3 protein-coding genes are annotated in these 802 nt (G+C 67.6%); 1 reads left to right on the forward strand and 2 read right to left on the reverse strand.

All coding sequences use genetic code 11. The features are described from left to right. Window positions 1-90: zinc finger domain-containing protein (locus tag HMPREF2757_RS11575; protein ID WP_141750273.1), on the forward strand; the 90-nt coding region annotated here is incomplete at its 5' end. A gap of 49 nt (window positions 91-139) precedes the next feature. On the opposite strand, the gene HMPREF2757_RS11310 is transcribed toward HMPREF2757_RS11575, so the two are convergent. Next, window positions 140-451: a metal-sensitive transcriptional regulator gene (locus HMPREF2757_RS11310; RefSeq protein WP_070576921.1), complete on the reverse strand. Its 312-nt coding sequence runs from the start codon at window positions 449-451 to the stop codon at window positions 140-142. 17 nt (window positions 452-468) lie between these two features. Then, on the reverse strand, window positions 469-802 hold a 334-nt coding region (locus tag HMPREF2757_RS11315), incomplete at its 5' end, for a hypothetical protein (RefSeq protein WP_083304272.1).

The following is an 802-nucleotide window of genomic DNA, read 5'->3' on the forward strand; positions in this document are numbered from 1 at the left end:
CGCTGCGGGGCGACCGTTCGGCGCAGCGCCGTCGCAGGACGCTCATCCCACTGGTGTCCCGCCTGCCAGAAGCCCCAGCGGCTGCGCTGAGCGGCCGAGCCTGCTGCGGGCTCGGCCGGCTGTCGCGCACCGCGGCAGGTCAGGAGCGGACCAACCGGCTGATGGCCTCGCTTGCCTCCTGCAGCTTCTCCAGCGCTTCGTCCTCACCCTGTTTGGCGGCATTGAGCACGCAGTGCCCGAGGTGGTCGTCGAGCAGTCCGGTGGCAACGCCCTGCAGAGCCCGGGTGAGTGCGCTGATTTGCGTGAGGATGTCGATGCAGTACTTTTCCTCGTCGATCATCTTCGCGATTCCGCGAGCCTGGCCCTCGATGCGCTTCATGCGGGCGAGGTAGCGGCCCTTGTCGCTGATGTAGCCGTGCTGGTGGTTCTCAGATGCCGTGTCCGTCGTCATAGCCGTGTCCTATGCCTCTAGCGCTCCAGGACGGAGCGGGTGCTTGATTCGGGGGAGAGGTCGATGCGCCGCAGCAGCTGGGCATTGAGCGCTACGACGACGGTCGACAGCGACATGAGAACCGCGCCGACCCACATCGGCATGACGAAGCCGATCGGTGCGAGGACGCCCGCTGCCAGGGGCACGGAGATGAGGTTGTAGCCGGCGGCCCACCACAGGTTCTGCTTCATCTTGCGGTAGGCGGCGTTCGACAGCTCGACGACCGACAGAACGCTGCGCGGATCGGAGCTGGCGAGGATGACCCCGGCGGAGGCGATGGCGACGTCGGTGCCGGCGCCGATCGCGATGCCG

It is taken from the genome of Brevibacterium sp. HMSC063G07 (genome assembly GCF_001810665.1).
Lineage (GTDB): Bacteria > Actinomycetota > Actinomycetes > Actinomycetales > Brevibacteriaceae > Brevibacterium.

What these genes read in the sequence shown, in the direction of transcription:
- HMPREF2757_RS11310 (WP_070576921.1), bottom strand. Translation starts at nt 451, where the DNA reads ATGACGACGGACACGGCATCTGAGAACCACCAGCACGGCTACATCAGC.